We start from the raw sequence: 22,388 nt of genomic DNA, 5'->3' as shown, positions 1-22,388 counted from the left end.
GTTCCCACTTTTTGGGATCATGGTCTTATCCACTCGGCATAGCTGTCTTCGCCGAAACGCATGTCGCGCAATTTGCGAAATCCTGCCGGGATATGATTGGCGTCGATGGGCGATGCAATGCCGCCCTTGCCGATCGGCTCCTGCCCCTGGAACAGCACAATGCGATCGACCAGCCCTTCGGCGAGGAAAGCCTTGGCCACCTTGGCGCCACCCTCGACCAGCACGCTTGCCATGCCGAGCGCTGCCAGATCCTCAAGCAATTCCGGCAGCGCAATATCGCCTTCATACGTCTCGGTGCCAATGAAGCGCACGCCGACGCGTTCGAGCGCGGCCCGCCGGTGCGGATCGGCTTCGGCACAAGCGGCGACATAGAGCGGAACCCGGTCGACGCCGGCGACCAGTTTCGACGTCTCCGGCAGCCTGATCTGGCGGTCGAGCACGATGCGCGCCGGCGAACGGTTCTCCAGCCCCGGCAATCGCACCGTCAGCGCCGGATCATCCTCCAGCGCCGTGCCGATGCCGATCAATATGCCGTCGGCCTCGGCCCGCATCAGATAGACTTCGCGCCGGGCGATGTCGCCGGTGATTGAAACCTGCCCCTCGCCTTCCACGCCGATCTTGCCGTCGCTGGAAAGTGCAAGTTTCAGAATCACTTCCGGGCGCTTTTTAAGAGATCGAATCATATAGCCGGCCATCTGCTCGGCGGCTTCCGCCGCGAGCACCTTTTCGACCACCTCGACACCTGCGGCGCGCAGGATGGCGTAGCCCTTGCCGGACACGCGTGGATCGGGGTCGCTCGCAGCCCCGACCACCCGCGCGACGCCGGCATTGACCAGTGCGTTGGCGCAAGGCGGTGTGCGGCCGTGATGAGCGCAGGGCTCCAGCGTGACATAGGCGGTGGCGCCGCGTGCGAGCTCGCCGGCCTCGGCCAACGCCTCGGTTTCGGCATGCGGCCGGCCGCCGACAGCGGTGACGCCGGTGCCGACGATCATCGGTCCGGTGGCGTCGTCGCGTACGATCAGCGTGCCGACCGAGGGATTGGTCGAGGTCCGCCCGGCGTTCTTCCGCGACAGCCTGAGGGCCGCCGCCATGAAGCGGCGATCAAGAACCTCTTGTTCGGCTTGGCTGCGCCCGGACCCCGCCATGCTCAGCCGCCGTCCTCTTCCTTGAGCTCGTCACCCTTCAGTTCACCCAGCACGTCGTGGAAATCCTTGGCCTCGCGGAAATTGCGATAGACCGAGGCGAAGCGCACATAGGCGACATCGTCGAGCGACTTCAGCGCCTCCATCACCAGGCGACCGACTTCGCCCGAGGCGACTTCGGTCTCACCCGAGCTTTCGAGCTGGCGCACGATGCCGGTCACCGCGCGGTCGATGCGCTCGGGATCGACATTGCGCTTGCGCACCGCGATCTCCACCGAGCGCAGCAGCTTGTCACGATCGAACGGCACCTTGCGGCCGGATTTTTTAACGACGACGAGATCGCGCAACTGCACGCGCTCGAAGGTGGTGAAGCGACCGCCGCAATCGGGGCAGACGCGCCGCCGGCGGATCGCCGCGCCGTCTTCGGCGGGGCGCGAATCCTTCACCTGCGTATCTTCGGACTGGCAGTAGGGACAGCGCATGGAAGGCCTTCGGTTCGCGATTCTCGTGGAGCGAAAGGCTTAGAGGTTTTTGCCGCGATGGCAAAGTATTGGGGACAAGCCTCTCGCGCCCCAGAGATAGCGAGGCGCGCGGAAAATTGCCAGCATCATCCCAGACGGCAATACCGGCGATTACGGCGCGACGTCACCGGTCGGGAAGCCGCATGATACGCCGAGGCTGCGATAGGCCTTGGTGAAGCCGTCCATCGATACCGTCGCGACCGGCTTGTCGGCGAATGTGACATCGAGTGCGCTGGCACGGCGCATGGCCCGCAGCAGCGCCAGGCTGGTCTCGGTCTTGTTGTTCATCATCCACTGTCCGCCGCCATCCGAAATGGCATTGACGGTCGCCTTGACCTTGCCGTTGGCGTCACCGAACACCGCTGGAATGTTCTCGCCAGTCGGCAGTTCCTTGTTTTTCATGGCGATGACAAGGGTCGGATAGCCGTCGGGCGGCAGTGCATCACCGTTCGAGATGGCGAGCGTCAGGGTGCCGCTGGTACCGCTCGGGTCGAGAAAGGCGGTCGAGGCGGCGCAGGTCTTGCGCACATCCTCGCCGGTGTCGACCTCGTCGACGATGGTGGACCACGCGCCGAAGGTCTCCATCTTGGGCGCCGCCTGGGCAGGCGCGGCCTGGGTGGACGCGGCCTGCGCCAAGGCGAACCCGGATAGCGGCAAGAGGCTCACTGTGGCGAGCGCAGCAAGAGCGCCGAAGCCGGCAAGACGGAAAATTCGCATCATCGTCAAGGCTCCTTGTCCGGACCGCGCACTTGTGTCCGGCCGATAAGGGATGACTGCCTGCGTCAGGTCAACCGAGATAGGGATAGAGCGGAAAACGATCCGTCAACGCCGCCACCTTCGCCTTCACCGCTGCCTCGACGGCTGCATTGCCTTCGTCGGAATTCGCGGCCTTGAGCCCGTCCAGCACCTCGGCGATCAGTTTGCCGATCTCGCGGAACTCGGCCTGGCCGAAGCCACGCGTGGTGCCGGCCGGCGTGCCGAGCCGCACGCCCGAGGTGACGAACGGCTTTTCGGGGTCGAAGGGAATGCCGTTCTTGTTGCAGGTGATGTTGGCGCGGCCAAGCGCTGCCTCGGCACGCTTGCCGGTGGCGTTCTTCGGGCGCAGGTCGACCAGCATCAGATGATTGTCGGTGCCGCCGGAGACGATGTCGAGACCTGTCTCCTGCAGACTGGAGGCCAGCGCCTTGGCGTTGGCGGCGACGCTCTCGGCATAGATCTTGAAGCTTGGCTTCAGTGCTTCGCCGAGCGCCACCGCCTTGCCGGCGATGACATGCATCAGCGGCCCGCCCTGCAGACCCGGAAACACGGCCGAATTCATCTTCTTGGCGATGTCCTCGTCGTTGCACAGGATCATGCCGCCGCGCGGGCCGCGCAGCGATTTGTGCGTTGTGGTGGTCACCACATGGGCATATGGCAGGGGCGACGGATGCACGCCGCCAGCGACGAGACCGGCGATGTGGGCCATGTCGACCATCAAATAGGCGCCGATCGAGTCAGCGATCTCGCGAAAGCGCTTCCAGTCCCAGACACGCGAATAGGCGGTGCCGCCGGCCAGGATCAGCTTCGGCTTGGTCTCGTGGGCGGTCTTCTCGATCGCATCCATGTCGAGCAGATGGTCGTCCCTGCGCACGCCGTAGGAGACAACCTTGAACCATTTGCCGCTCATGTTGACCGGCGAGCCATGGGTCAGATGCCCGCCCGAGTTCAGGTCAAGCCCCATGAAGGTGTCGCCGGGCTGCAGCAGCGCCAGGAACACCGCCTGGTTCATCTGGCTGCCGGAATTCGGCTGGACGTTGGCGAAGTTGCAGCCGAAGAGTTTCTTGGCGCGCTCGATGGCCAGTTCCTCGGCCACGTCGACGAACTGGCAGCCGCCATAGTAGCGCTTGCCCGGATAGCCCTCGGCATATTTGTTGGTCATGATCGACCCTTGCGCCTCCAGCACGGCGCGGGACACGATGTTTTCCGACGCAATCAGCTCGATCTCGTGGCGCTGGCGGCCGAGCTCGTTACGGATTGCGCCGAAGATCTCAGGATCGGCATCGGCCAGCGTGGTTTCGAAGAAGGATTCGAATTTGTTCGACACTGCCGTTGCTGTTGCCATGGCTTGATATCCTTGAGGTCCGGGGGGTCTGCCGCGCCATTAACACAGTTGCTCCCGCCCCGCCACGTTTGCAGCGCGAAATTTGCTGGCCGGATTGCGGCAGAGCGGGTCTGCGGCTCCTATTTTCTTGTCTGTCGGCCCTTTAGCAGGGCCTCGGTGAGGGTGATCTCGGTAAACAGCGCCTGCATCGTATGATCGTTGATTTCGCGGCTGCGAAACATGGCGCGCACGGCTGCACGCTCTGCCTCGATGCCAGCGAGCCTCAATTCAAGCTCAAGCCGCCCGGCTTCGCGGGCCTCGGCGCGCGCTTCATCGGCCTCGTCGGAAGCTGCGATGCGGCGCCGGTAACCGGCGACGATGCTGTCGGCTATCGCCAGCCGGGCGCCGGCCTCCTCCCCCTCGCTGCCGTCATTGGCAATGCTCTCGATGCGGGCAATGGCCGCGTTGGCCGCGCCGACACGCGCCAGGCGCTCCTCGGCCGCCCCTGGATCCTCGCCCGGCTCGACCAGCCCGCGCGCGATCTTCGGCAAGGCAAGGCTGGCGATAACCAGCGAGCAGATGATGACGCCGGCGGCGAGGAAGATGACGACGTCGCGCGCCGGAAAGGGTGAACCGTCGGGCATGGCGAGCGGCAGCGACAGGATACCGGCCAGCGTGATGGCGCCACGCACGCCGGCCACCGAACCGGCGAGCCGCACGCGCAGGCCGAACGGCTCGGCCTTGCGCTTGCCGAGCCGCGCGGCAAGGCGCGCCGCGATGTCGCCGACCCAAATCCACAGGAAGCGCAGGCCGATCAGGCACAGCGTCAAGACCAGCACCGTGGCAACCGGCTCGATGAGCCAATGCCGGCTTGTGAGTTCGGGTGGCACCTTGCGGATGATGTCGGGAAGCTGCAGGCCGAGCAGGATGAAGAGCGCGCCGTTGAAGACGAAGGACAGCGTCGTCCACAGCGACATCGTCTGCATGCGGGCCGAGACGCTCAGATACCGGAAAATCCTGGAACCTCCGGTCAAGAGGCCGGCTGTAACCGCCGCCAGGATGCCGGAGGCACCGGCATGTTCGGCGCCGAGATAGGCGATGAAGGGTATCAGGATCATGACCAGCACCTGCGCCTCGGCCGGCACGCCGCCGATGCGGTTCAAAAGCTGCAGCGTCTTGGCGGCGACGATCAACGCCATCACGCCGGCCAGGATGCCGGCCGCCACGGCATAGAGGAAACTCAGCGATGCTGCGGCGAAGGAGAAGCTGCCGGTCAGCGCTGCCGCCACGGCGAAGCGGAACATGACCAGGCCGGACGCGTCGTTGAGCAGCGACTCGCCTTCCAGAATGTGCATCAGCCGGGCCGGAACCACATTCCTGTCGACGATCGAGGACACGGCCACGGCGTCGGTGGGCGACAGCACCGCTGCGAGCGCGAAAGCGACGACCAGCGGGATGCTCGGCACCAGCCAGTGCAAGGCGTAGCCGAAGCCGACGATGGTGAAGAAGACCAGCCCGATGGCAAGGTCGAGGATCGGCCCGCGCATCGCCAGCAACTCGCGCTTGGGTGCTGCTACCGCGTCGCTGAACAGCAGCGGCGGGATGAACACCAGCAGGAAGAGCTCGGGATCGATCTCGACATGGATGCCGCGCACCGGCCAGGCGAGTGCGGCACCTATGGCAATCTGCAGCACCGGCAGCGGCACCCGCACCAGCCGGACCAGCGCACCGGAAACCGCGACGAAGGCGAGCACAATCAGGATGAAGATGGCGACTTGCATGGCTCTGTACCGAACGGCGCTTTCCGGATCCTGCGCAAAGCGCGCCCTCCAGCCGGATACAAAAAGGCCGCCCTCACCGGCGGCCTTTTCAGCAAAAAGATCAGTCGCTTAGAGCGCAGAGGTGATCTGCAGCTCGTTGGCTCCGTCGAGCCCGTAGATGTCGTCGCGGAACTGCACGACGCCAGGCCCAGTCGACCAGGCCGAGATGTAGAGGAAATAGACCGGAACCGGATTGGTGACCTGCACCGGGATGTTCTCGCCGCTCTTGATCGAAGCCTCGAAATGCTGGCGGGTCCAGCCCGGCGTGTCGCGCAGAATCCAGGTGACGAGGTCGCGCACGTTCTGGACGCGCACGCAGCCCGAGGAATCGAAACGCATCATCTTGCCGAACAGGCTCTGCTGCGGCGTGTCGTGCATGTAGACGCCGTCCGGGCTCGGGAAATTGATCTTGACCGAGGCCATTGCATTGCCCGCGCCCGGATCCTGGCGGAAGCGGTATTTCGCCGCGTCGTCGGTCGACCAGTCCACGGTCAGCGGATCGACCTCGCTGCCATCGGGTGCAAACAGACGGATGTTGCTGTCCTTGAGGTAGTTGGGGTCCTTCCGCATCAGCGGAATGATGTCCTTGCGCACGATCGAGACGGGCGCGTTCCAGTAGGGATTGACGATGATCTCGTTGATCTTGGAATCGACGATCGGCGTCTGGCGGTCGATCTTGCCGACAACGGCAGTGTGGCGCAGCACGACACGGTCGTTCTCGACCGCCTCGATCTGGGCGCCCGGGATATCGACCAACACATACCGGTTGCCCAGCGTGCCGGCGCGCTCGTTCAGCCGCTGCAGATTGGTCTGCAGCTGGCCAAGCCGGACCTGCGCCGAAACGTTCATCGCCGCATACGTATATTGGCCAAGGGTCCCGTCCGCGGGCAGGCCGTGACGCGCCTGGAAGCGCTTGACCGCCGAGTCGACATACGAATCGAAGGCCTCTGAAATGCCGGCGCCCTCCGCCAGGTCACCCGAAACCATCAAACGCCTGCGCAATGGCACCACGTCGGGGTCGATGACGCCGAGCTGCAATTTCTTGGTGTCCGGAACCGGCCCCCAACCGCCCTGCGCGACAATGTTCTGATATTGCGCGATCGCCTGCTCGGTATACGCAACGGTCTGCAGGCTGACGATCGGCAGCGTCGAGGCCACCTTGCCGCCCTGGCTGGCGCGAGCGTCGAACTGGTCGTCCCAGTTGCTGCGGCCCGAGGATTTCAGGATATCCGCGATCACGTCCTGCGCGCTGGCGCCACCGGCGACCATCGTCGCTGCCAACGCGGAGGCTCCGGAAAGGAAGAAACGGCGACTGGTTCTCATGTACGCTCCAGACATTCCTGTAACAATTCTTTCAGCGGGCGATCCCGCCCGCACTCTAGTGTTGGCATCCTTAACAATTAGCCAACCATGGCCCTACCAATTCGGTGTAAGAACGCGCCGGGCGCGACGCGCGTTCAGGGGACGCTTGGGCTCTTGCCGCAACATCACTCGCATTCTCGCTTTCACCGGGAATATGGCGGCAACGTGGCCCCGACCGCGATTTGGATCGGCTGGCTCATACGAAACGGAAAGACCGATGCTTTTCGGCACCGGTCTTCAGGTCGTGGACTTGCTCTGCGGCTGCGCTTCTTCGGCGCGGTTCCCTGTAGGGGATCTGCCTTACATGCGGTAGGCGATGGTGTCGTTCCAGAAGCGGTCCAGCCGCTGCAGGGCGCGGTTCATCTGCTTGAATTCTTCCGTGTTGATGCCGCCAACCTGCTCGATCGAGCCGACATGGCGCTCGTAGAGGCCGGCGACGACTTCCGCCACGTCGGCACCCTTCGGCGTCAGCGAGACCCGCACCGAACGGCGGTCGATGCGCGAGCGCTGGTGGTTGATGAAGCCGAGATCGACCAGCTTCTTCAGATTGTAGGAGACGTTCGAGCCGAGATAGTAGCCGCGCGAGCGCAGTTCGCCGGCGGTCAGCTCCGAATTGCCGATGTTGAAGAGCAGCAGCGCCTGGATGGCGTTGATGTCGGAACGGCCGTTGCGGTCGAATTCGTCCTTGATCACGTCAAGCAGACGGCGGTGCAGCCGCTCCACCAGCTGCAGCGATTCCATGTACAGCGAACGGATTGCCTCGCGGCGGTCGTCGGATACGTTGGCGGTCTTCGCCGCCGGACGCGAATTGATCATTGTCTTTGCCTCTCGTTTGTCGCCCTGGTGATTTTTTGTTTTTCACCTTGATCGCGACACTATCGAATACTCATAAAATTCGACTTAAACGCTAGGGCTAACAAGAGCTTACCGGTAATAGCTTTCGAAAGAGGCTTAATGAAGGGTCACCCGAACAAGGATGATTAACCTAAAGATTTAGCCAATGATTTCGGGCGGTGGTCACCAGCCCCTGTCACCGGGTCCGACGCTTCTGCATCCAGATCACAACGCGAAACACGATGTAGAGCAGCGCCACCGCCGCATGCGAGGCGACGATCAGCGGGCGGCGGCCGAAGAGCTCGGGAAAGCCGGCATACATGATGGTTTCGGTCACCGCGCAGATGAACCAGATTACCGGCCCCCAGGAGGCCAGCATCCACAGGCCGGCGGCGGCGAAGGGAAAGAAGACGGCGAGCATCACCGCTGCCACCTGCCAATGCACCGGCATCAGGTCGAAGCGCCACAACGGGCCGGGGTAGAAGCCGATCAGCCGGATCCAGTACAAGATCCCGAACAAGAGGCAGTAGCCCGATATGGCGCGCTGGAACCAGGCGAAGATGACCTCGACCATTGTGGGCTGGAGCACGACGCGTCTCGACGTGACCTCGCTCACAGCTCGAGTTCCCGTTCGCCGAGCGGCGCGAAATAGGCATCGACGTCGGCAGCGCTGACCTTCTCGATGCCTGCCGGCCGCCATTGCGGCGTCGAACCCTTGTCGATGATGGTGGCATGGATGCCTTCGTAGAAATCGTGGCCCGCAAGCATGCGGTTGAGGATGCGGAATTCCATCCGCATGCACGCGTCCATCGACAGCGTCAGCCCGGCGTTGATCTGGCGCCAGGCGACATGCAGGCTGGTCGGTGAGCGGGTGCGGATCGTCGCCAGCGTCTTTGCCGCGAATTCCTCGGCAGGTGCGGCGCGCTCCAGGCTGCCGATGACGTCTCGCAGCGACGGTTGCGCGAAATGTCGGGCGATCGCTTCCAGCGTCGGACTGTCCGTCTCGCGCCGGGCCGGGACGGAAAAACCGCGCAGCACCAGGTCGGGGTTGCCGGTCGCAACCAGCCGGTCGAGAATGCCGGCCTGGTCCTGCGCCTTGATCGTATGCGTCGCCAGGCCCGACCACAAAGCGTCGCCATAGCGGATGCGGTTTCCGGTCAGGGCCAGATACATGCCGAAACTGCCGCCAAGGCCCGGCAGGAGATGACTGGCGCCGACATCCGGGAAAAAACCGATGCCGACTTCCGGCATGGCGAACTGGGCGTTCTCGGTCATCACCCGATGCGAGCCGTGGAACGAGATGCCGACGCCGCCGCCCATGACGATGCCGTCGATCAGCGCGACATAGGGTTTGCCGAACCGCGCGATGCGCGCGTTCAGCCGGTATTCGTCGGCGAAGAAATCGACCGGCGGCTTTCCCGCCCGGCCGGCCTCGTAGATGTGGAGAATATCGCCGCCCGCAGAAAACGCCCTGCCCTCGGCCTTGACGACGACAACGTCGATCTCGTGATCCCGCTCCCAGGCGCGCAAGGCTCTGTCGAGCGCCTTGACCATGCGATGCGTGACGGCATTGAGCGCCCGCGGCCGCGTCAGCGTGACGATGCCAGCCCTGCCCAATCGTTCGAAGCGGATCTCGTCGCCGCCGCCAAAATCCATCGTAAGAGAATCCTCCCCCGCGCTTGCGGGACTGAAGTGCTAAAACGTGGCCTATGGGTGCGTCAATGCCGGCGGCGCAATCCTGCCGCCTTGGCCGCCGCCGGCGCCCGATGCTAGAACCATCTTGATGACGGGCTTTCGAACCGGACGTTGAGCCATGCCTGGATTTTTGCGTCCTACCCTTGTGGCGATCGGCCTGATGGCGGCATGCGCGACCGCTCGTCCCGCATTGGCCGGTGACGATCTCTATCGCGCGAAAACCATCGTCACTGGACAGGGCGAGGAAAACCGGCGGATCGGCTTCAAGGCCTGCCTGGATGCGGTTCTGGTCAGGGTCTCCGGCGATCAGCGGTTGCCGAAAAGGCGTGCCATGGCGGCGCTGCGCGACAAGGCTGGCAGTTTCGTCGCCGACTTCCGCTACCGCGACCGGATGGAAGGCATTCCGATCCACGACGAACAGGGCACACACGACCGGCCGCACGATCTAACTTGCCTCTACAGGCCTGATGTGATCGACAAGGTGCTTGCGGGACTCGGCAGCAAGCCCTGGCTTAGCGAGCGGCCAACGCTATCGGTCGTCCTGGCTGTGGACGATTCACGCCGGTACTTCGTCCTTGCCAGCGATGGAGACGAGAACCCGTACATGGTGGAGTCCCTTCAATCGGCGGCCGGCCCCATGGCGATTTCGATTGTCGTTCCGAACAAGGCCACGCTCGCCAAAGCCGGACTCATTTTCGAAGAAGTGCGTGCTATCTCACCTGAACTGCTGGGCAGCGTTGCAACAAGTGTCGGCAGCCGCCAGGTCTTGGCCGGCAGTATCGTGTGGAGCGATAAGGAACTGGGCTGGATCGCCGACTGGCAGTTGGCCAAGGGCGGCGAGACCTATCACTGGCAGGTGCGCGGGGTTTCCTTTGACGAGGCTTTCCGCGTCGCCATGCGTGGCGCCGCGCAGATTCTTTCTGGCAATGGGCAACCTTGAAACGCAACTCCCCCTGTGGCTCCCACAGAGAAGAGACAAGGAGATGCCTTGCAAGACTTGGGTTCCTCGCCCCCGCAAAGCGGGGGAGAGGTGGCCGCGAAGCGGTCGGAGAGGGGGCCTTTTCGCAGGGCGCAGTTCCCCCTCTCCGTCTCGGCTTCGCCGAGCCACCTCTCCCCCACTCTCGTGGGGGCGAGGAACCCCAGCTGGAAAGCTGGCACAATCGTGTCGCATTGGTCAGCGGCGAAGGCGCGTGGTAAAGCTGCCCGATCCGGAGTTTTGGCGATGAACAAATTCACCCCTGCAAAAGCTGCCGGCGCGCGCAGCGTCGACGAGATCACCGGCAGCCGCCGTTTACGCCGCATGCGCAAGGCCGACTGGTCGCGCCGCCTCGTCCAGGAGAATCGGCTGAGCGTCGACGACCTGATCTGGCCGATCTTCGTCGTCGATGGGAAAAATATCCGCGAACCGATCGCTGCCATGCCCGGCGTCTTCCGGCTGTCGCTCGACCTTGCCGTCAAGGAGGCCGAGCGCGCGGCAAAACTCGGCATTCCAGCGATCGCCACCTTCCCCAATGTCGAGCTTGGCCTGCGCGACCAGACCGGATCGCACATCCTCGATCCGGAAAACGTCATCAACCGCGCTACGCGCGCCATCAAGCACGCGGTGCCCGAGATCGGCATCATCACCGACGCGGCGCTCGATCCTTTCACCTCGCATGGCCACGACGGCATCTTGCGGGACGGCATCATCGTCAACGACCAGACGGTGGAGCAGGTCACGGCGGCCGCCGTCACCCAGGCTGCGGCGGGCGCCGATATCATTGCCCCGTCCGACATGATGGATGGCCGCATCGGCGCCATCCGCGATGCGCTCGACGCCAATGGTTTTCAGGACGTGGCGATCATGTCCTACGCGACGAAGTTCGCCTCCGCCTTCTACGGTCCGTATCGAGAGGCGGTCGGCACCGCCGGCCTGCTCAAGGGCGACAAGAAGACCTACTATCTCGACCACGCCAATTCCGACGAGGCCGTGCGCGAGGCCGAGCAGGATCTCGCCGAGGGCGCCGACATGCTGATGGTCAAGCCCGGCCTGCCCTATCTCGACATCATCCGCCGGTTGAAGGACGAATTCCGGATGCCGACCTTCGCCTATCAGGTGTCGGGCGAATATTCGATGATCAAGGCGGCCGCCGCCAATGGCTGGATCGACGGCGACAAGGCGATGCTGGAATCGCTGCTGGCCTTTAAGCGTGCCGGCTGCGACGGCATCCTCACCTACTTCGCGCCCGAGGTGGCGGCGATGCTGAAGGGCTAGGTAGCCGCGGCATTTTGCGCCACGAATACAACAACACTTCCGATGCTGATGGCAAGGACGTGCGGCTTGGCGGCGGCGTCGCCACGATCCGGCAATATCTCAGGGAAAAGCTCATCGACGACATGCATCTGGCGATATCGCCGATGCTGCTCGGTTCAGGCGAAAACCTCTTTGCCGGCATCGACATGTCCAAGCTCGGCTACCGATGCAGTGAGCAGGTCGCGACGCCGAATGCCACGCACGTTATCATCAAGCGCGATTGGGAAGTAGCGTGGGCGTTTTGTCTGCGTTTTTGGCGAAGCCCCCGGTGGAGGCCCCTTTCTCCCCGTCAATATACGGGGAGAAATGCCTGGGAGGGCAATGAGGGGCGGCGCAAGCGATCGAAGATTATGCCGCCCGACAATACCACCGAGGACAATATGACGTCAGAATAAGTTTGGTCGACGCAGTGATTTTGGCGGATTCAATTGTCGAGGTTGGCGCCGCCCCTCATCCGCCTGCCGGCACCTTCTCCCCGTATAGTGACGGGGAGAAGGGAACCCTGCCTCAATACTTCTCAGGCACGTACAGCTCGCGCGGCAGCACCTGGCGCTCGTATTCGGGATTGAAGACGCGCTCGGGCAGCGTGATCTCCTCGTGCGGGACCTCCTCATAGGGCATTTGCTGCAGGAGATGGTCGATGCAGTTCAGCCGCGCCCGCTTCTTGTCGTTGCCTTCGACGATGAACCAGGGGGCTTCGGGAATGTTGGTGCGGGCGAACGTCTCTTCCTTGGCCTTGGTGTACTGCTCCCAGCGCACGCGCGACTGCAGGTCCATCGGCGACAGCTTCCACTGCTTCATCGGGTCGTGGATGCGCATCAGGAAGCGCATCTGCTGCTCCTCGTCGGTGATGGAGAACCAGTATTTGACCAGCGTGATGCCGGAACGCACGAGCATGCGCTCGAACTCCGGAACGTCGCGGAAGAACTCCTCGACCTGATCGGGCTCGGCAAAGCCCATCACGCGCTCGACACCGGAGCGATTGTACCAGGACCGGTCGAACAGCACGATCTCGCCGCCTGCCGGCAGATGCGGGACGTAGCGCTGGAAATACCATTGCGACTTCTCGCGCTCGGTCGGTGCCGGAAGTGCTACGACGCGGCAGATGCGCGGATTGAGCCGCTGGGTGATACGCTTGATGACACCGCCCTTGCCTGCCGAGTCGCGGCCCTCGAAAACCACCACCAGTTTCTTCTTGTGATAGGCCACCCAGGACTGTAGCTTGATCAGTTCGGATTGCAGCGCGATCAGGTCGCGAAAATATTGCTGGCGATCGATCGAAGGCGGATGCGCGTTCTTGTAGATCTTGGCGATTTCCAGCGACAGCGCCGGTTCCGACATTTCCAGCTCGTAGTCTTCGTCGAGCGTGTCGGCGAGCTCCGCTTCCAGCCAATCCCTGGCTGGAGAATTCTGTTTTGATTCGGTCATTTGCGCTGCTCCCGCGTGCAAGCTCCAGCCAAGCGCCCGCCGCCCGGCCTGCCGGCCGAGATGGACCCCTGAGCCGACTTGAATACAGGCCGGCAATGACGGTTTTATTGCAGCTGGTCCGCGTGCCGTTCACCACTTCCAATCCGCGAAATGTGATCGCTCCGTCCCTGCGTCACGGGCGACAAGCGGCGCGAATTGTCCTACAAATAGCAGGCTCAGTTCGGGTTGCCTTCGAGGAACCCCTCTCTCAACACAACCGTGAGGACCTGACATGGAATACCGCACACTCGGCCGTTCCGGGCTGAAGGTTTCGACGCTGACCATGGGCACCATGACCTTCGGCGGCGCCGGTGCATTTTCAGCGGTCGGCAAGACCGATCTCGACGAGGCGCGCCGGATGATCGACCTCTGCATCGATGCCGGCATCAATGTCATCGACACGGCCAATGTCTATTCGAACGGGCTTTCGGAAGAGATCATCGGCGAAGCGCTCGGCGGCAAACGCAAAGGCGACGTGCTGATCGCCTCGAAAGCGCGCATGCGGATCGGCACCGGCCCCAATGACGAAGGCCTGTCGCGCTATCATCTGATCCGCGAGTGCGAGAAGAGCCTGAAGCGCCTCAAGACCGATGTCATCGACATCTATTTCCTGCACGAATGGGATGGCACGACGCCGCTCGAGGAGACCATCGCCGCGCTCGACACGCTCGTCAGCCAGGGCAAGGTCCGCTACATCGGCTGTTCGAATTATTCCGGCTGGCAGGTGATGAAGGCGCTGGGGATCAGCGACCGCCAGCACCAGCCGCGCTTCGTCACCCAGCAGATCCACTACACGCTGGAAGCGCGCGAAGCCGAATACGAACTGCTGCCGATCTCCGTCGACCAAGGGCTTGGCGTGCTGGTGTGGAGCCCGCTTGCCGGCGGATTGCTGTCCGGCAAATACCGCCGCGACCAGGCGACCTCGCGCCAGCTCAGCGGCTGGTCGGAACCGCCGATCCGCGACGAGGACCGGCTGTGGCGGATCGTCGATGTCCTTGTCGAGATCGGCAGGAGCCATGGCGTGTCGGCGGCGCAAGTGGCGCTTGCCTGGTTGCTCGGCCGGCCAGCCGTCAGTTCGCTGGTGATCGGCGGGCGGACCGAAGCGCAGTTCAAGGACAACATCGCCGCTGCAAGCCTGGTGCTTACCGACGACGACCGCAAGCGGCTCGACACGGTGAGCAGGCCGCCGGTGCTCTACCCCTATTGGCACCAGCAGTTCACGGCAAAAGACCGGTTCGGTCCGGCCGATCTGGTTCTCGACCGGGATGGTATCTGAAGGATCGCCACGGTTCTCGTTCCGGGATTCTGCATCTGCAGCAGCATTAGCTGACTGCCCTTCCGCAATGCTGCTGCAATCTTGCTGGTGGAAACACCGAGTGCGGAAAAGGCGGGAAGGCGATGAGAATTCTACTGATAGAGGACGAGAGGGAACTGGCGGATGCGCTGTCGGTGGCACTCGGCAAGCATGGCGTCGTCACCGACCACACGATGCATCTCGCTGACGCAATCGAATTGACGCGCCAGAATGTTTACGATGCGATCCTCCTGGACCGCCGCCTGCCCGACGGCGAGGGATTGACCTTTATCCCCGAATTGCGGCGGACAGGAACCGACACGCCGATCATCGTGCTGACGGCGCGCAACGAGCCGATGGAGCGTGTCGAAGGCCTCGACGTCGGCGCCGACGATTATCTGGGCAAGCCGTTTCTTGTCGAAGAGCTGATGGCCCGCCTGCGCGCTGTTCTGCGACGACCGGCGAGTCTGGCGGAACTGCATATCACCGTGGGTCGAATGGTGATCGATCCCCTGCATTTGAGCGTGACCGTCGACGCGATCCCGCTCGATCTGCCCAGACGCGAACTTCTGGTTCTGGCAGCGCTGGCCAAACGGAAAGACAAAACCGTTCTTCGGTCGACACTTGAAGCGGCGGTCTACAATTACGAAGAAGAGATCCAGTCGAACGCGCTCGATGCGCATATTTCCAGGCTGCGCAAGCGACTGCTGGATGCCGGCGCCGGCGTCGCGGTCCACAACATCCGGGGCGTCGGATATCTCCTGAAGGAAGAATGATGCGCGTGGCCAACAGGCTGAATCCATCACTTTGGTGGAAGCTGAGCTGGCAGCTCAGTCTCGTCATTGTCGCCGTGGTTGCCGCGGTGATCATCGGGCTTTGCATGTGGGCAACTACGGTCATGTCACCGAACGTCGCCGTGGAGGACAAAATCAGCGCCGTGTTGGCGGAGGCGGCGGAACGCGATCCGCAAGGAAAATTTCAACTGCGCGATACACCGAAGCTGCGGTCGCTCAAAACGCAGAACAGCGGACTTTGGTATGTCGCGGCCACAACGGACGGTGCTTCGGTATCCTACGGCACTGTTCCCGCGGCCTATGCTGAGCTCACCCATCTGGTGCAGCTGTTCCAGGACGCAGATATCAGGGGATCGGTCGGTACAGATGAAATTGCCTCGGTCGAAAGCGTAGAGACTCCGGTGGGTGAGGTCCGAATTCTGTCTGGCGGCTTTGCTGACAAGGGCTGGCCCGTTCTCACCCTTCTGGGCAGCACTTACCCGATCTATGTTCCATTACTCCTTGTCGCCTTGCCTGCGATCTTCCTTGCCGTTCCGCGAATTGTGAGGCGTGCTTTGGCCGGTGTGAGCGACGTCGCTCACAAAGCATCGCAGATCGAACCGCGCCGGCATGGAATACGCCTTCCGGTGGACGGTATTCCCAAAGAAGTCGCTCCGCTGGTCATTGCGTTCAATGGAACACTTGAGCGGCTCGAGAATGAGTTCCGGAAACGCCAGCGCTTCCTGATCGATGCGGCGCATGAGCTCAGAACGCCTATCGCGATCATGCAGACGCGGATCGATGGGATGCCCGAGGACCAGCATCGCCGGCGATTGTTGGCCGACGTGGCGCGTTTGGCCGAGACGGCCGAGCAGCTCCTCGATTTCGAGCGCAACGACCAGGCGACCGATCTCCACGAAACGGTCGATCTCGTCGAAATCGCGCGAATGGCCGTTGCCGACCTTGCGCCCCTGGCGATCGCTGCCGGCTACCAGATTTCTTTTCAAAGTGAAGTGGAAAGCCTCGAACGGCGCGGCAGTCCTTCCGCCTTGCCGAGAGCGATCAGCAATCTGGTTCGCAATGCAATCGACCACGGCGGCAATACCGGAATGATCACGATCTCGGTCTCAGCCGACGGAGAGATCAACGTGGCCGATGAAGGACCAGGCATACCGGCAGAGCATCGGGAACTGGTTTTTGAGCCTTTTTACCGTGTCACCCCACGAAGCACGGGCGCAGGTCTTGGTTTGAGCCTGGTGAAGCAGATCGTGGCAAACCACCGGGGTCAGGTCAGCATGACAAGCAGCACGACCGGGACGCAGGTTGCGATCCGGCTCTGATCGACGCCTTCGAGGCAGCCCCGTAATGCTGCGGCAATCCTAGCCGCGCACGGTCGTCCCGGAAACATCCGCGACGGAGATCAGAAAGCGTGCGCAACAATCCATCAATTGAACCATTTCCCCGACTTGTCGGATCCCCGCCGACATTTCCGTTAAGATGTCTGGCTTTGTCCCTGATCCTGGCGGTAGCCGGATGTACCGCGGTGCCTCTGACGGAAGGCGGGACGCTTACCTCTTACAGCAATCTTGGCGCCCCCAAGGGAAAGTTGTCCAAGAAGCGTATGTTTGTTGACGGGCAAGCTCTGGCGGTTGCGAAGACAGCGAGGATCGTTCCAACGACTTTCGTCTTCAGCGCTGCATCCCGGGTGAAATCGGCAGCCGACCGCTCACTGGTGTCGAACGCACTGGACCGGGCGCTCTGTGTCGCGCTTAGCGACAGGTATCAAATGGTCTCAGCCGGCCAGCCGGCCGATGTGACGATCCGATCCGTCGTCACCGATATTGTTCCGACAAACAAGATGATGGCGGGGGTCTCAACGGTCGTAACCGTAGGCAGCGGTTTTGTCTTGCCCTCCAGCGTGCCCGTCAGCGTGCCGCGCCTGCCCTTCGGCCTCGGAGGGCTTGCCGTCGAGGCGGAGGCCATTGATAGCGGTGGCGTCCAGCGCGCGGCAATGGTCTGGGCTCGCGGGGCGAACTCGATCCAGGACAACCCCCGCTTTTCGGAGGTCGGGGATGCCTACAGTCTCGCCGCGAGGTTCGGAAGTGACTTTTCCCGAACGCTCATCACTGGCAAGGAGCCGAAAGCATTCGACATCTCCATTCCTTCGAAACAGCGGATCCAATCCTGGTTTGGCGGAAAACCGAAATACGCCGCGTGTGACACATTCGGTCGAATGCCGGGATTAATGGGGGTCGTGGCCTCCAAATACGGTGCGCCGCCGGAATGGACCGACAAGAAGCCCAAGTCGCTTGCGGCGAACTGAAGTACCTTTCGCCAAGGCGCCTACTAGGCCGAGCCCGAGATAAAACGCCAAACCTCGGGATCCCACCGGCCAACCCCGCGAGCCCAGCCCAGGAGGTCCTCCCGGTCAGGATGCGTCAGATCCTTGAAGCTGTATGTCCGGCGAAGGACGGCCAATTGTTCACCGCGGGTCGGAGAGCGCCGGGCAAATTCGTGAGCACATCCGGCTCGAGGCCAAGCTGGTCGGCGAGGAAGGCCAGTGCGACCTCCGGGATCATTTCGCCGCGTTGGACCAAACGCCCCGGATAAAGAAGCGCGCAGTGCTGGAGCGCCAGGCCGAGCTGTGTCTCCGTCTGCCTGCGCTCATCGAGCAAGCGATGATCGGCTTCATCGAGGGTCCAGTAGCGGATCAGGGTCCGTCATCGACCGGAAGGGCCAGGAGTTCGTGCCGTTCGGCATCCATCAGAATTAAGCGACGCGGCATAGCACAAAATCAAAACTCTGCACCCTTCACATGACTTACACTACAAGACAGGGTATGTGACCTGGAAGATTCTGGCGCACCGATTTGTGGGCGTCACGCAAACGGACGTATAGATGACAGCCCTGATCGGATATGCGCGGGTATCCAAAGCCGACGGCAGCCACGACTTGCAGCGCGATGCGTTGATCAAAGCGGGTGTTCTTCCCGACCAGATCCATGGGGACGCCGAACGCGAGTTGATCTCCGAGCGCACCAAGGCAAGTTTGGCGGCAGCACGCGCTAGGCAGATATGTTCTCTGGTGCCCGGATGGCCAACATCCAGCTGGCTCGACGCGGTCGTCGCCGATCTCGCCGCATGAGAAGGTAAGCTGATGAAGTCGCCTTTCAGTCGAAAAGTCGGCCGTTTCGCCTATTATCTCCGCAACATCGCGCGAGACAGTGCGCCGCAGATCATTTTCAGGAGCCGACAGAATGCGATCGTTGGCAGAACGCGCCAGTACGATGCCGATTATCTGTCATGGCGATTAAACTACTACAACAAGCTCTCGGAAAGCGTGCAGGGCGGGCCGTACTCCTCTACTGTCAGCAGCATTCCGATGAGCAAGAGCATGTACTACTACGATCTGAAGGAGCATGCTCGTTATTTCCCGAGGCACCTGAAGCTAAATCATCTCTTCGGTGACCTGCGGAACGTTCCCGACAAGCCGAGCATCGTCAAGAGTCGTCCGATCGCAGGAGACAACCGAAATTCTGTCATCATGAAACTTGTGAAGTTTCGGAATTTCTATTTTCCGACAGACCCAAGACCTTTCACTGACAAGAAGCCGATCGCGGTTTGGCGTGGCGGCCAGAACAATCCGAAACGCCTCGAACTTGTTCGACTCTATCACTCGCATCCGCTCTGCGACGTCGGTCATACCCATGGTCCAAAGAATGACCTTTCACATCGCCAGTTCCTGCTGCCTGCCGAGCAGACGGAATTCAAATACATCATCTCCATCGAGGGGAACGACATGGCCACGAACCTCAAATGGATTCTTGCGTCGAACTCCCTCTGCCTGCAGCCGAAGCCCGAGATCGAGACCTGGTTCATGGAGGGGCGGCTTGAAGCCGGGAGACACTATGTCGAGCTACGCGACGACTTCGCCGATCTCGAGGACAAGATCCTCTACTACGAGCGCCATCCCGACGAGGCGATGGAGATTATCCGGAACGCGCACGCCCATGTCGCCCAGTTCCTCGACAGAGAGCGCGAGCAGCTCCTGTCGCTGCTCGTCCTCTGCAAATATTTCGTTCTGACCGGACAGATCGCGGCCGATCCCGCCTGGGCGGATCTGATCACGTCTCGAGCCGAGGGGGCGCTTGTTACGCGCCCGGCCGCGCAAATGTCCTCGGCGCTGGGTCGATAGGACCAAGGCCAATGACGTGATCTCGGCCGAGGCGCGCGACTTCCTGGCCGAGAAGCTCAACACGCCCCCTGTTGTAATGGAGCCCTCTGAGCCTGCGGCGGAACAGCGAGTGGCCATCGATCACTTGGAAGAAAAGTCGGCTTGTTATTCGTACCCCGGTCTCTCCTACATCATTGTGCCAGCGATCTTGCAACCCGGAGCCGCGTGAAACCCGCATCAACGGCCCATCCATCAGGGATTTCGCACGTGTTATGCCCAAGGCTATTGCGTCTGCACGTGCTGGCCGGATAGAGGTCTGATAGCTGCCGGGGGCGCTCACAATACATGTCGCAAAATCCGTGTTTCTTTTTCGCTGCCGATCAAAACTATTTCCCGTACGCCTGCTTGGCCGCGCGCCGTGTGTTGGACGTATCCGGCCCTATCAAGGGCTTTGTCCTTCAGACCGGTGTCGGCGCAGAAGACCTAGAGGTCGGTGACCGCTTACTAGGGTCAGCGGTCAGTATCCTTGACGTGTCGAACTTCATGGAAGCGACGAATTTTAATCCGGGCCATCTGACCTTGGCGACCTATATCAGGCTGTTCGCAGATCAATTGCCTGAATTCGAGCCCTACGATCATATCGTCTATGCCGACAGCGACGTGCTCTTCAATCGATCGATAGCCGACCTCGCCCACACACAACTGCAGGCGCCATTGTTGGCCGCTCATGATGAGCAATGCTATTTCGACACGAAGTATCGCCGACGCCTGCCGATGAAGCCCGGCGCGCCGAAATTCAATGCGGGCGTGCTGGTGTTCAACATGCCCATGGTGCGGCGAGAGGGGCTATTGCAGAGGACTCGAGAACTCGCCTCGCAGCGCATCGATGAAATGGACCAGGGTGCACTCAATGTCGCGTTTGAAGACAGATGGCAGACGATGCACCCCTACTGGAACGTCATGACGAATTTCAACAGCCAGGTACGGTTCGACAAGGCATTTGCGCGTCATTTCTCGCGTGGGAAGCCCTGGTCGAACCGTCCGATCGGTGTCGAGTTGGAGGCGTTGGCTATCTATCGTCAGCTTGCAAAGGACACGCCTTGGGCAGGTCATTTCGCCCGGCACGCGCGGTTCGCTTTCAAACAGTTTACCAGAAAGCTTGATGGCATAATGGGTTTCCTCGCCAACGACGAGAAACGCCGACGAAGATCCCTGTTCGACGCTGAACAGACCAGCAGGATTTTTGCAGATCACGCGGATCGGTTGATGATGGCCGTGCGATATCCCGAGCGCGTTTCGGGAATTGAAAGGTAAAAACGCACGCCGGCCTCGGCACCCTCTCCCGTTAGCCGTCAAACACCGTCAATGAACACGGGCGCTTCAGCGGGTCGCGCAAGGCCGAGCACGGAAGTGACGGTGCTGGCCTATAATCGCTGGACCACGGCATGAGGGAGCGTTCGTATCAGACGGCAGTCAGCACGGCCTGCAAGGAATTGATCGGTCGCCGTCCGGCATCCGCCGTAGTCGTTGTAGTCGTCAAGGATCATGAGCCCGCCTGGGCTCAGCACCTCCAGGGTCCGCTCAAGGCAGAACTTGACCGGATCGTGCCAATCGCAATCGAGATGGGCCAACGCTATTCTGCTTTTCGGATGAAAGCGCACAGTGTCTTCGAACAGGCCCTTGTGAAAGACGATTCTCTCGCCATCGACCGGGACGCCAAAGTCCGTGAAGCTGGCACTCACCTTGTCGAACAGATCGCCTTGATACCCGTAATACGTGTCACCGCCAATGCCCTTGGACCGTCCCGATCGGATGGTCTCGTAACGAGCCTTGGATTTTTCATCGTCCTGTTCGGTCGGGCTCGGAATCATGCCAAACACATCGTAGCCGTGAAAATGACGGTCGCCGTCGAGCTCGGACGCGATGTAGATTGCCGAGCCACCGAGTGCGATACCGAATTCGATGAAGTCGCCGGGGACCTTTTCGCGCCTTATCTGCCTGATCGCATCGCGAAGGCTGATAAACTTTGCGTCCGAAAGATACGTCAGCCGAGCGCGCTGCACCGAACGGGCGACGGCCGGCACTCTAAGCCCGTTCGCATTCTTCAGTAAGCGTCGAGTCAATCCTGACAGCATCGTGTGAGGCTAGGCAGCAGCCTAGAGATTTGCAAGCGCAGTGAAGACTGCCTCAAATACCGGCCGCTATTTCAGCATCCTGCCGATGGCATTACGCCTTTTGCGCACGGATCGGGCGGTCTTTGCCATAAGTTTCTTGATTCCGCGCTCGGCAAAAAGGAAATCGGCAATCGGTCGGTCATTGGTCCATTGAATACCGCCACCAGCCGACAGCGTGGCATTGACGAAGATCATGTCTCCGCGCGTCGCCACGATGTCGACGTGTGAGAGAGCAAAATTGATGTGTGATAGGAGGGCGTCGCCGGTCGTGAAGTTGTTATGTACTTTCATGCAGGCGCGGCGCCACTTCTTCGGGTTAAGAAAGTATGTGAAGATCACTTGGCGGCCCGACGCATGCGCAGCAAGTGCCCGAAAAAATCCGGCTAGATCATTGATATATTCGAGTGATCCCGCACAAACGACAACATTGAAAGGCACGTTTGGTAGCCTGAACTCCTTGTTGAAGTCTACGACAAAGGTTCCAGGAAGATCATCGACGCAATCGACTGGCACATATGTACAGGCGGGGGGAATGAACCTCTTCAGCTTCTGATCGCCCGCGCCAATGTCGAGAACGGTGTCTGTCGCTCGGATTAGCTTTGCAATGATACCTGCCCTGAATTCCCAATCGGGCTGTGCCCCGGCTGCTACGCTGCGCCATTCGTCAATATCTGTTTGCATCTTTCGCCCCCTAGACAGTATCGCTTGATACATATGCCCTAGTTCGCGTCAGAGACAAGCTGGTTACGAAATATACAAC

Annotated in this window: 21 protein-coding genes and 2 pseudogenes; 10 read left to right on the top strand and 13 right to left on the bottom strand. The window is 61.5% G+C overall.

Annotated elements, in window-relative coordinates:
- Positions 1 to 17 precede the first annotated feature (17 nt).
- The 9 genes from ribD to E5X88_RS03790 all read right to left on the bottom strand — a co-directional run bounded on the left by ribD (position 18) and on the right by E5X88_RS03790 (position 9,415).
- Positions 18 to 1,145 carry a bifunctional diaminohydroxyphosphoribosylaminopyrimidine deaminase/5-amino-6-(5-phosphoribosylamino)uracil reductase RibD gene (gene ribD / locus E5X88_RS03830; RefSeq protein ID WP_292158430.1) on the bottom strand — a complete coding sequence of 376 codons (1,128 nt, stop codon included), beginning with the start codon at positions 1,143 to 1,145 and terminating at the stop codon, positions 18 to 20.
- 2 nt (positions 1,146 to 1,147) lie between these two features.
- Positions 1,148 to 1,624 (bottom strand): transcriptional regulator NrdR, encoded by a 477-nt coding sequence (gene nrdR, locus E5X88_RS03825; protein WP_145720843.1) that lies wholly within the window; start codon positions 1,622 to 1,624, stop codon positions 1,148 to 1,150.
- Between the two features lie 150 nt (positions 1,625 to 1,774).
- Positions 1,775 to 2,380, bottom strand: a complete 606-nt coding sequence (locus tag E5X88_RS03820; RefSeq protein ID WP_292158952.1) for a hypothetical protein — start codon at positions 2,378 to 2,380, stop codon at positions 1,775 to 1,777.
- 70 nt (positions 2,381 to 2,450) lie between these two features.
- Positions 2,451 to 3,764 (bottom strand): serine hydroxymethyltransferase, encoded by a 1,314-nt coding sequence (gene glyA, locus E5X88_RS03815; RefSeq protein WP_292158426.1) that lies wholly within the window; start codon positions 3,762 to 3,764, stop codon positions 2,451 to 2,453.
- Positions 3,765 to 3,883: 119 nt separating this feature from the next.
- Positions 3,884 to 5,524, bottom strand: a complete 1,641-nt coding sequence (locus E5X88_RS03810; RefSeq protein ID WP_292158425.1) for a Na+/H+ antiporter — start codon at positions 5,522 to 5,524, stop codon at positions 3,884 to 3,886.
- A gap of 108 nt (positions 5,525 to 5,632) precedes the next feature.
- Positions 5,633 to 6,886, bottom strand: coding sequence for a L,D-transpeptidase family protein (locus E5X88_RS03805; protein ID WP_292158423.1), 1,254 nt, complete (start codon positions 6,884 to 6,886; stop codon positions 5,633 to 5,635).
- 339 nt (positions 6,887 to 7,225) lie between these two features.
- Positions 7,226 to 7,741, bottom strand: a complete 516-nt coding sequence (locus E5X88_RS03800; protein WP_292158421.1) for a winged helix DNA-binding protein — start codon at positions 7,739 to 7,741, stop codon at positions 7,226 to 7,228.
- Between the two features lie 214 nt (positions 7,742 to 7,955).
- Positions 7,956 to 8,375, bottom strand: a complete 420-nt coding sequence (locus tag E5X88_RS03795; RefSeq protein ID WP_292158419.1) for a DUF6163 family protein — start codon at positions 8,373 to 8,375, stop codon at positions 7,956 to 7,958.
- Positions 8,372 to 9,415 (bottom strand): enoyl-CoA hydratase/isomerase family protein, encoded by a 1,044-nt coding sequence (locus E5X88_RS03790; RefSeq protein WP_292158418.1) that lies wholly within the window; start codon positions 9,413 to 9,415, stop codon positions 8,372 to 8,374. Before E5X88_RS03790 ends, E5X88_RS03795 begins: the two co-directional genes overlap by 4 nt.
- A 157-nt stretch (positions 9,416 to 9,572) precedes the next feature.
- On the opposite strand from E5X88_RS03790, the gene E5X88_RS03785 reads away from it, so the two are divergent.
- The 3 genes and pseudogenes from E5X88_RS03785 to E5X88_RS03775 all read left to right on the top strand — a co-directional run.
- Positions 9,573 to 10,394 carry a DUF2066 domain-containing protein gene (locus E5X88_RS03785; RefSeq protein ID WP_292158416.1) on the top strand — a complete coding sequence of 274 codons (822 nt, stop codon included), beginning with the start codon at positions 9,573 to 9,575 and terminating at the stop codon, positions 10,392 to 10,394.
- Between the two features lie 282 nt (positions 10,395 to 10,676).
- Positions 10,677 to 11,708, top strand: a complete 1,032-nt coding sequence (hemB, locus tag E5X88_RS03780) for a porphobilinogen synthase (RefSeq protein ID WP_292158414.1) — start codon at positions 10,677 to 10,679, stop codon at positions 11,706 to 11,708.
- A 50-nt stretch (positions 11,709 to 11,758) separates the two neighbouring features.
- Positions 11,759 to 11,965 (top strand): annotated as a pseudogene (locus E5X88_RS03775) (dihydrofolate reductase family protein); the annotation flags it as partial.
- 289 nt (positions 11,966 to 12,254) lie between these two features.
- Here E5X88_RS03775 and ppk2 read toward each other — a convergent pair.
- The gene (ppk2, locus tag E5X88_RS03770; RefSeq protein ID WP_292158413.1) at positions 12,255 to 13,175 is read right to left on the bottom strand and encodes a polyphosphate kinase 2; all 921 of its coding nucleotides are present in this window, start codon (positions 13,173 to 13,175) and stop codon (positions 12,255 to 12,257) included.
- Positions 13,176 to 13,446: 271 nt separating this feature from the next.
- On the opposite strand from ppk2, the gene E5X88_RS03765 reads away from it, so the two are divergent.
- From E5X88_RS03765 to E5X88_RS03750, 4 genes are all read left to right on the top strand, one after another.
- Complete coding sequence (locus E5X88_RS03765; protein WP_292158412.1) at positions 13,447 to 14,490, top strand: aldo/keto reductase; 1,044 nt, start codon at positions 13,447 to 13,449, stop codon at positions 14,488 to 14,490.
- A 122-nt stretch (positions 14,491 to 14,612) separates the two neighbouring features.
- Positions 14,613 to 15,284 (top strand): response regulator transcription factor, encoded by a 672-nt coding sequence (locus E5X88_RS03760; RefSeq protein ID WP_292158410.1) that lies wholly within the window; start codon positions 14,613 to 14,615, stop codon positions 15,282 to 15,284.
- Positions 15,284 to 16,621, top strand: a complete 1,338-nt coding sequence (locus E5X88_RS03755) for a HAMP domain-containing sensor histidine kinase (RefSeq protein ID WP_292158950.1) — start codon at positions 15,284 to 15,286, stop codon at positions 16,619 to 16,621. Before E5X88_RS03760 ends, E5X88_RS03755 begins: the two co-directional genes overlap by 1 nt.
- Positions 16,622 to 16,728: 107 nt before the next feature.
- Positions 16,729 to 17,604, top strand: a complete 876-nt coding sequence (locus E5X88_RS03750) for a DUF3313 domain-containing protein (RefSeq protein WP_292158948.1) — start codon at positions 16,729 to 16,731, stop codon at positions 17,602 to 17,604.
- A 115-nt stretch (positions 17,605 to 17,719) separates the two neighbouring features.
- On the opposite strand, the gene E5X88_RS03745 is transcribed toward E5X88_RS03750, so the two are convergent.
- Complete coding sequence (locus E5X88_RS03745; RefSeq protein WP_292158409.1) at positions 17,720 to 17,956, bottom strand: DUF4158 domain-containing protein; 237 nt, start codon at positions 17,954 to 17,956, stop codon at positions 17,720 to 17,722.
- Positions 17,957 to 18,179: 223 nt separating this feature from the next.
- On the opposite strand from E5X88_RS03745, the pseudogene E5X88_RS03740 reads away from it, so the two are divergent.
- From E5X88_RS03740 to E5X88_RS03730, 3 genes and pseudogenes are all read left to right on the top strand, one after another.
- A pseudogene (locus E5X88_RS03740) lies at positions 18,180 to 18,290 on the top strand (recombinase family protein); the annotation flags it as partial.
- Between the two features lie 330 nt (positions 18,291 to 18,620).
- Positions 18,621 to 19,475, top strand: coding sequence for a glycosyl transferase family 90 (locus tag E5X88_RS03735; RefSeq protein ID WP_292158407.1), 855 nt, complete (start codon positions 18,621 to 18,623; stop codon positions 19,473 to 19,475).
- Positions 19,476 to 19,799: 324 nt separating this feature from the next.
- Complete coding sequence (locus E5X88_RS03730) at positions 19,800 to 20,768, top strand: glycosyltransferase (protein ID WP_292158406.1); 969 nt, start codon at positions 19,800 to 19,802, stop codon at positions 20,766 to 20,768.
- 110 nt (positions 20,769 to 20,878) lie between these two features.
- On the opposite strand, the gene E5X88_RS03725 is transcribed toward E5X88_RS03730, so the two are convergent.
- Together E5X88_RS03725 and E5X88_RS03720 are read right to left on the bottom strand one after the other, a co-directional pair.
- Complete coding sequence (locus E5X88_RS03725) at positions 20,879 to 21,538, bottom strand: TylF/MycF/NovP-related O-methyltransferase (protein WP_292158404.1); 660 nt, start codon at positions 21,536 to 21,538, stop codon at positions 20,879 to 20,881.
- Between the two features lie 117 nt (positions 21,539 to 21,655).
- On the bottom strand, positions 21,656 to 22,309 hold the full coding sequence (locus E5X88_RS03720; protein WP_292158402.1) for a methyltransferase domain-containing protein: 654 nt from the start codon (positions 22,307 to 22,309) through the stop codon (positions 21,656 to 21,658).
- Between the last annotated feature and the right edge of the window lie 79 nt (positions 22,310 to 22,388).

The organism is Mesorhizobium sp., from assembly GCF_004962245.1.
GTDB lineage: Bacteria > Pseudomonadota > Alphaproteobacteria > Rhizobiales > Rhizobiaceae > Mesorhizobium.
This window is presented reverse-complemented; position numbering and strand designations above follow the sequence as displayed.